Origin of the sequence: Bacillus sp. 16GRE42 (assembly GCF_019837435.1) — a bacterium.
In the GTDB taxonomy this organism is placed as follows: Bacteria; Bacillota; Bacilli; order Bacillales; family Bacillaceae_G; genus Bacillus_A; species Bacillus_A wiedmannii.
The window spans coordinates 1-442 of the sequence record NZ_JADAXF010000029.1 but is presented as its reverse complement, the minus strand read 5'-3'; the positions used below and the strand labels follow the sequence as shown (position 1 = coordinate 442).

Below are 442 nucleotides of genomic sequence, written 5' to 3'. Positions count from 1 at the left end.
CATTTAATAGGAGTATTGGGGTGGGTAAAAATCGCATTTCCTCCTTTGAATTTTTCGATTTCTTTCCAAGTAGAATCAACATATTTATAAGAATAATTGCTACAAACCCCATTAGTCCCAATAGACTCCTTTAAGCCTTTAATACCACCCCAATTTATTTGTATACCGGCTGCTACAATAAGAATCTCATATTCAAGTAGCATTCCATCATCTAAAAGTATCTTATTTTGATCTGGAAACAACTTAATAACACTTTTAGGAATCCACGTTGCTCCTTTTGGAATAAGTGATTCTTGATCACGCATCGTACATTCCTTTGAAACAATTCCTCCCCCAACTAAACTCCATAATGGTTGGAAGTAATGTTTTTTAGATGAATCAATAATAGCTATACTTTCTTTCAATAGGGGTACATTTCGTAACAAATGTGCAGTAGAAGATA

At 33.7% G+C, this 442-nt stretch carries 1 protein-coding gene; it reads right to left on the bottom strand.

Annotated features, from left to right (window positions below; genetic code table 11):
• Positions 1-442, bottom strand: a 442-nt coding sequence (locus ILS93_RS28450; protein WP_222661742.1) for an NAD(P)/FAD-dependent oxidoreductase, incomplete at both ends; no start/stop codon positions are given.